9 protein-coding genes are annotated in these 7,206 nt (G+C 36.1%); all 9 read left to right on the top strand.

Annotation, left to right across the window (positions count from 1 at the left end; genetic code table 11):
* The first annotated feature begins 457 nt into the window (after positions 1-457).
* The 9 genes from AFK68_RS36970 (at position 458) to AFK68_RS17890 (ending at position 7,171) form a co-directional block, all read left to right on the top strand.
* The gene (locus AFK68_RS36970; protein ID WP_168186530.1) at positions 458-613 is read left to right on the top strand and encodes a hypothetical protein; all 156 of its coding nucleotides are present in this window, start codon (positions 458-460) and stop codon (positions 611-613) included.
* 60 nt (positions 614-673) lie between these two features.
* Positions 674-1,861, top strand: a complete 1,188-nt coding sequence (locus AFK68_RS17920) for a calcium-binding protein (RefSeq protein WP_094673941.1) — start codon at positions 674-676, stop codon at positions 1,859-1,861.
* Between the two features lie 1,020 nt (positions 1,862-2,881).
* A complete protein-coding gene (locus tag AFK68_RS17915; RefSeq protein WP_094673942.1) occupies positions 2,882-3,139 on the top strand; it encodes a hypothetical protein in 258 nt (85 codons plus the stop codon).
* 268 nt (positions 3,140-3,407) lie between these two features.
* Positions 3,408-3,929: a DUF6653 family protein gene (locus tag AFK68_RS17910; protein ID WP_094673940.1), complete on the top strand. Its 522-nt coding sequence runs from the start codon at positions 3,408-3,410 to the stop codon at positions 3,927-3,929.
* The gene (locus tag AFK68_RS39205) at positions 3,910-4,125 is read left to right on the top strand and encodes a hypothetical protein (protein ID WP_210407479.1); all 216 of its coding nucleotides are present in this window, start codon (positions 3,910-3,912) and stop codon (positions 4,123-4,125) included. Before AFK68_RS17910 ends, AFK68_RS39205 begins: the two co-directional genes overlap by 20 nt.
* A gap of 335 nt (positions 4,126-4,460) precedes the next feature.
* Positions 4,461-4,604, top strand: a complete 144-nt coding sequence (locus AFK68_RS39200; RefSeq protein WP_210407478.1) for a hypothetical protein — start codon at positions 4,461-4,463, stop codon at positions 4,602-4,604.
* 86 nt (positions 4,605-4,690) lie between these two features.
* On the top strand, positions 4,691-5,080 hold the full coding sequence (locus AFK68_RS17900; RefSeq protein WP_094673939.1) for a hypothetical protein: 390 nt from the start codon (positions 4,691-4,693) through the stop codon (positions 5,078-5,080).
* A 593-nt stretch (positions 5,081-5,673) separates the two neighbouring features.
* Entirely contained in the window at positions 5,674-6,156 is a 483-nt protein-coding gene (locus AFK68_RS17895; protein ID WP_094673938.1) for a DUF2656 domain-containing protein, read from the top strand.
* 406 nt (positions 6,157-6,562) lie between these two features.
* On the top strand, positions 6,563-7,171 hold the full coding sequence (locus AFK68_RS17890; protein ID WP_094673937.1) for a macro domain-containing protein: 609 nt from the start codon (positions 6,563-6,565) through the stop codon (positions 7,169-7,171).
* The last annotated feature ends 35 nt before the right edge of the window (positions 7,172-7,206 follow it).

Below are 7,206 nucleotides of genomic sequence, written 5' to 3'. Positions count from 1 at the left end.
AAAGATTTGGCAGGATTTTATTTGTTTTATGAAGATACAATGAAATTGGCAGTTTTGCCTTTTGAAAATTACCAGAAAATGTTGCTGCTATCAACGGATAAAGAAGCTGGGTTTTCGGGAAAATACCACAAATATTTGTTTTTTTTATGAGCATTCAGTAAAGACTTGGGAGTATTTTACTTGTTTTATGAAGATTCAGTAAAGATGGCAGTTTTGCCTTGACACGGAGGGATAGGTAAATTTACCATGTAGTAGTGACGCACTAAAACGTATTTTGCTCATTGCCACCAACAGTGTAGTAATCTCAAATCCTAGTTTTTAGTACATCATCCGTAAGTCCTGATACAGTTAATATATGGGAAAGATATAGACAAAGAGATAAAATTACGGTTTTAACAACAACCTCAAAAACATAAAAAATGACCGGAGGAAAGCTCCTGGAAGGTTTATCTCCTAGTTGAATAACGACACGCGGGTTTTAAGCTGGAGACAAAGTATTTTAGTGATTTTTCAGGAATATCCGGCGATCCTGAAGTTTGTCGATAAAAATTTAGAACCTTATTTGATAGCAGTGACTAATTCTTATGTTGCAGTTAAGCACTTGGGTGGTTAGTCAAATCTGTCATAACTTGAAAACACCAAAACTTTTTTAAATAAGAGGAATTAATTGATCATGGCTGACATAAACGGTACTTCTAATGACGATGCTCTAAAAGGTACTAATCGTGCCGATACCATTAATGGCGATCGCGGTGACGATACCATTGATGGTCGTAATGGTAACGATACCATTAATGGCGATCGCGGTGACGATAGTATTGATGGTGGTGGTGGTCGCGATACCATTGATGGTGGTCGCGGTGACGATATGATTGATGGTGGCGAGGGTAGCGATACCATTAATGGTGGCAAAGGTGACGATACCATTGATGGTGGTGGCGCTAATGATAGCATTGATGGTGGTCGCGGTGACGATATGATTGATGGTGGTAATAGTGGCGATACCATTAATGGTGGTAGCGGTGACGATACCATTTTTGGTGGTGCTGATGGCGATGAGATTGATGGTGGTAGCGGTGACGATACCATCGATGGTGAAAGTGGTAACGATACCATTAATGGTGGTGGTGGTGACGATAGCATTAATGGTGGCAGCCGTGACGATAGCATTGCTGGTGGTCGCGGCAACGATACCATTGATGGTGAAAGTGGTAGGGATACCATTGATGGTGGTGGCGGTAACGATGTAATTAATGGTGGTGAACATCGCGATACCATCGATGGTGGTGGCGGTGACGATACCATTGATGGTGGTGCTGATGTCGATGTCATTGATGGTGGTGGCGGTAACGATGTCATTAATGGTGGTGGCGGTGACGATGTAATTAATGGTGGTGGCAAGAACGACATCATTTTTGGTGATGATGGCCGCGATAGCATTAAGGGGGGTCGCGGTAACGATACCCTCATTGGCGGTGCCGCTAACGATACCCTCACTGGTGGTCGCGGTGACGATTATCTTGTAGGTTCAGATGATATTTTAGGTTCATCTTCTCGTGAGGTAGATACCTTCTATGGTGGCGCAGGTGCAGATACTTTCGTCGGTGGAGAGAATGTTGGTTATTACATTGGGCGTGGCAATCAAGACAAGGGTATTATTAAGGATTTTGGTGATGGCGATAAAATTAAGTTGTTCGGAGATGCTGATGATTATATAATGAGATTCGATTCGGGAGATACATTCATTTCCTACGATGATGACACTGCCAATGGCGATCTCGTATTTGTGGTAGAAAACGTTGAACTATCAGACTTGACGGACACGAGTATATTTATTTATACTGATGATGTCGTATTGTAATGACGCTTTCGGTTTTTCTGTTTAGTCAGTTTAGCAACGAGTTCGACAGAATTTAAAAAACAAGGTTGTACTCAAGCATTCAGAGCTTGAGTACAACTGTCATTTCAGTTATCATATCGAATTGAAGAGAAAAGTGCGAGGATATTTCCTTAATATTCAATTCCGTTAAGGTTTTCATTAAGGTAATTATCCATTAATGAACATACCCAAGTTATTGCGACTGGAACAGAGTGGAAGGAAGTAATCTCAGGGGTAGCACGAGATTGCTTCCTATCGTCGCAATGACAGGATAATATCCAATACAAACCCTTTTAACCATAATATAGCAGTCAAAGCAAAATTTGTAGGGTACGTTTTGCTGTCGCATAACTCCGTTTTGCTAGCGCAAAGCTCCGCTTTATATGTCGCGCAGCGAAACGGCTGTCGCCGACATGAAAAACGCTGCGCGACATGAAAAGACGGCAAAAATTTAGACTTTGAAAACCATTTAACAATCTGTCGCAGGGCACCATTTAAGATGTGCTGAAGTAGGTCATTGCGACTGTAACGGAGTGGAAGGTTTGCAGAGCATTCCGGAACGGATAGCAATCTCAGGCGTGACGCGAGATTGCTTCCTATTGTCCCAATGACAGGATAATATCCAATACAAACCCAATTTCTGGTTTTTTAACTATCTGATTCATTAACGTCGTGATATCTGATTCTGCATATTTGTTTTAGGAGAAGTCATAGCTCAATAAAATAATTTTTACAATTACTATAATATTATCTACAAATACAAACATTGATTCTCCGCAACCATAAAAACTTTCTTACTTCAAGCAAACCTAAAAAAATTATTATACATACTTTTACCGAAAAACTGTGGTCTAAAGCCTCCTTATTCCATAGAGGTACTTATAACTGATAACTAAAAAGGCTGATAACTGAACCTCTGCCTGTTTGCGCAGCATGACCTAGGAAAGTATTGGGATTGAAATATTGAACTTGATTTGTTTTCATCCCCTTGAAAGGGGAGGCTTGATACCCGATTTTTTGGTAAAAAATGGAGAAGTAAAAATCACTGTTCCTCCAGAGTTTAATAATGGTGAAATAGACATTATTCTTGTTGTCAAAAATGAGCCATATGAATTTGAAATTATGCGGGAAATAGCAAAAGCAAAAGGATATGATTCTCAGGAAAAAATACTCGACCTAATCAAGAAAGTTAAATTAGAAATGCTTCAGGAAAAAGATAGAGATTTGCAACTTAATAAAGTACCAATTATTAGTACATAAAAAAAGCCTGTGTCTGTCATGGCGAAGCGGTGATATTAGACTCAACCTTAACCGGAAAGAGTCAACCTAGCCCTAGGCGAAGCCTTCTCGCAGAGTAGCAATCTCTACTCTATAAATTAGCTGGTAGTCTACTTTTTTGCTAGTCCCATAGAATCAAATAAATACCTGTAAATGACTGATGATGAATCTAGAAGGCGGAAATGTTTTTGCAACTGTTTCCTGTTCCCTTCTATAATTGATAACTTCCTTAAAAATAAAAATTTTTATTATGACAACCGAACAAAAAATCGCTAACTTCTTTCAAATGACATATAAAGTTTGGGCACATCATACTAATCCCTGGAGTGTACTAACTAGATTTCCCATATTACCTTTAATTATTGTTTCTATTTGGAGTCGAACTTGGATTAATTGGTGGTGTCTAATTCCGATTATTATTCTAATTATTTGGACTTGGATTAATCCGCGAATTTTTCCAAAACCAACCTCAACAAATAATTGGTTTTCCAAAGCAGTCTTAGGAGAAAGAGTCTGGTTAAACCGTCAAAAAGTTGAAATTCCTAAACATCATCAACCGATGATTAATATTCTGAATCTAATTTCTTTTGTTGGTTTACCATTTTGTATTTGGGGATTAATTCAATTGAATATTTGGCCGACATTATTAGGAATTATTCTGGTACTTTTAGGTAAAATGTGGTTTCTAGATCGGATGGTTTGGTTATATGAAGAAATGAAAGATAATAATTCTGAATATCGGAGTTGGTTGTATGATGACAAAAAAAGTTGATATTAGCAGTAAACGCTTAATTGGAATTTATCCTAGTCGTTGGCTAGAATGGGTGACAGAAATTACCAATATTACTGTCAAAGAAATTATTTCTTCAGACTTCCAATGGGTAAGTCATTTCAGTTATCAGTTAGCCTCTTGCAGAGGAACTGCGTTAACAGTTATCAGTACCTCTAGCCTAATTATTAATTATTAATTATTAATTGTTGAATGCCTTTTATTCCTATTCTTAAAGGAGGAGGATAAAAAGCAACTGTGAGACAATAATTGCAACTTTTAAGGGAGGATGAAAAACTCTCATAATTATAAAATTTACTAGCATTTTTTGCTACATTTGTATTAGAAACGGAAATAGTACAACAAATAATGAGGTGGGATATGGCAGTTTTACAACAATCTCCTTGGTATCAACAAATCTTACAATAAGGAGTAGAAATTGGTCAACAACAAGGTGAACAAATAGGAATTGAAATTGGTCAACAACAAGGTGAACAACGTGGAATACTTTCGGGAATAGAAATCGGATTAGAATTGAAATTTGGCGAGTCAGGAAAAGAGATATTTTCAGAGATTAATACTATTGAAAATATTCAGGTTTTAGAAACAATTATGGCTTCTTTAAAGACTGTGAAAAATATCGAGCAATTCCGCCAAATTTATCAGTCATATTATTAAATAATATCTTCTGAATAAAAGTGCTGATTTTGTTGATTATTTGTCAATTAAACCCGCAATATTCCAAATTTTATCCAAACTAAAATATGAATTATCTTGCACAAATTGCCAATAATTCCTGGATGGGAATATATCTAAAAATTCTTGCTTTTGTCTTTACCTACAGTGGATTAATTCATGTTGCCAATATAGTAGGTTTCGGCGAACAACCTTGGTTAGAAACTCCTCGAACTTGGCAAATAGGAGATATAATTTATGGAATACTTGATATTGCTGCTGCTATCGGTTTATGGCAAGGAAAAGCTTGGGGAATTATTTGCTTTTTAGTGGGAATTTTTTCTCAATTTGTGATTTATACAGTTTTTCTCGATTATTTTGCTTTTACCCAACAACAGCGAGAAACTATTTACGGTTTATTAGGAACAGAAGTAATTTTACTGTCAGTATTTATAGTTTTATTATTGTGGAGAAAATAGTCATACCGTTTCACGGAAGTTAAAAGTCAAAATTCAAAATTCATGCATTAAGATTTTGTATGCCAAAAACTTTAATTAGTGTTTGCTGAATAACTATTTTTGTGGAGGGTAGGAGTCAGGAGTCAGGAGTCAGGATAAACCGATAATTTAGAGGAGGTAGTTGGAAAAATAGTCCCTTGATTTTTCTTTCATAGTGAGCCTTTAATCCTAAGTTTTTGGTAGCTTCAGCTAGAAAAGTTTCACTTTTTTTTCGACCTAAAAAGGCTGAAGCTTTAGAATGTTAATGCTTTTAGATTTAATCAGCAAACCCTAATTATAGAGTAATTCCAGGAAATTATTTGTGACATCTTTAAAGTGAATTGGTATCACACAGCATTTTTATTAGAAATTAATATCTTGATAAATTTTATCTATCTTCTGGTAATATATAAAATTGTGATTTAAAGTTTACTGTGCAAATAACACAGAAAAGAATCAGGAAAAAATAGGGTCTCAAGTCTCTCCTGTTAAGGAAAAAAAAGTAAGCTTCAGTATTTCAAGCTTCCCTATTGCATGAGATACTGATAACTAATAACTAATAACTAATAACTGAAATGACTGAATCTCAAACCGGACGAATGTTACTTTCTCACAATTTTGAACTTTCAGAAAATACACTTCCTGAATTAAACCGAGCTGAATTTGCTCAAGTATTTATCGATGGTTTAAGCAAATATCCAGAGTTTAAATGTCGGGAATTAAATCATCCCCATTGGATGGTAGAAATTTTATTTGAAACTCAGGTTTTTGCTCCGCATCAAGTTGGTGAAAAATGCGCTGAAGCATTAATAGAAAAACGGATAACTCAAAAAAATGGCAAAGATTTAATTGTTGATATATTGATTTTAGGAGGTTTGAAAAAAACTCCTCCATTAAGTGATTCTCCTGATACTCTCCAATCGGGAGAATGGGGTGTTGATGTTGTGGAAACCCATGCAGCAGAAACTTTTCTCAATAGCCTTCAGTGGGATGAAAAAACAGCCGGGAAAACAATAGAAAATATTTTCAAAGTAGAAATGAAAAATATTTTTGTCTAACTAATTTATATCATCTCCGGTTAATTAATTATGATTGTAAGCATTCAGCAATCAGCTATTAGCTATCAGCCATGAACTTCTGCTTTTTGAAGGAAGAATCAGAGTTAAAAGATTCAGCAAAAATTCAAAGTTACTCTAAAAGTATTCCTTGCTAGTTTTTCTTATTAATTAGTTGGTTGGTGCAAAATTATTACGAAGGGAAAGCTAATACCTGAATGCTTACTTAAGCTATCCCCAATTTCTCTTTATACTTGAGTAATACAACTTTCACCAAGTATTGCTAAATTAAATTGTTTTAGGGATAAAAAAAATCAAAAATTGTCCTGTTAACCAATCCTATCTGTTTTGAAAATGAGGTAATTATTAAACTATTCCTATTATCAATAGCTGATGGAATGATATTATTATGAAACTAATTTTAGTAGCTCCCAACCCACTTTTGTCTAACGCTTTTGCAGAACATTTCCATTATTTACCCAATATAGAAATCATTAATAACTATTTTGAAGCAGTGCCAGAATATGACTGTTTAGTAAGTCCAGCTAACTCTTTCGGACTTATGGATGGTGGCATAGATGCGGCAATTATTAGATATTTTGGTGATTCTCTAATGACTTCAGTTCAGCAAAAAATTTTAGATGAATATCTGGGAGAACAACCTGTCGGTACATCCATGATAGTTGAAACAGGTCATCCTCAACATCCTTTTCTTGCTCATACACCCACAATGCGCGTACCTATGTCCATTGCTGGCACTGATATTCCTTACGTCGCTATGTGGGCAATGTTACTTGCAGTACGACGCCATAACCGTCAGCAAGAACAACAAATTAGAACAGTTGTCTGTCCAGGGTTGGGTACAGGAATAGGTAAAGTTTCCTATCAGGAGGCAGCTAGACAAATGGCTCTTGCTTATGACCATTTTGTTTATCCACCTAAATCAATTAACAATTTTATTGCTGCTGAAAGACAACTCCAAATTTGGGAAGAAGGAGATTTGAAAAAGGAGGAATAGGTAGTGCTTCAAGGAAGTTTGGGGAGGGTGGGGAG

The sequence above is a fragment of the Hydrocoleum sp. CS-953 genome (assembly GCF_002260545.1).
GTDB lineage: Bacteria > Cyanobacteriota > Cyanobacteriia > Cyanobacteriales > Microcoleaceae > Trichodesmium.
Note: the sequence above shows the minus strand (reverse complement) of the source record. Positions and strands in the feature narration are given on the sequence as shown.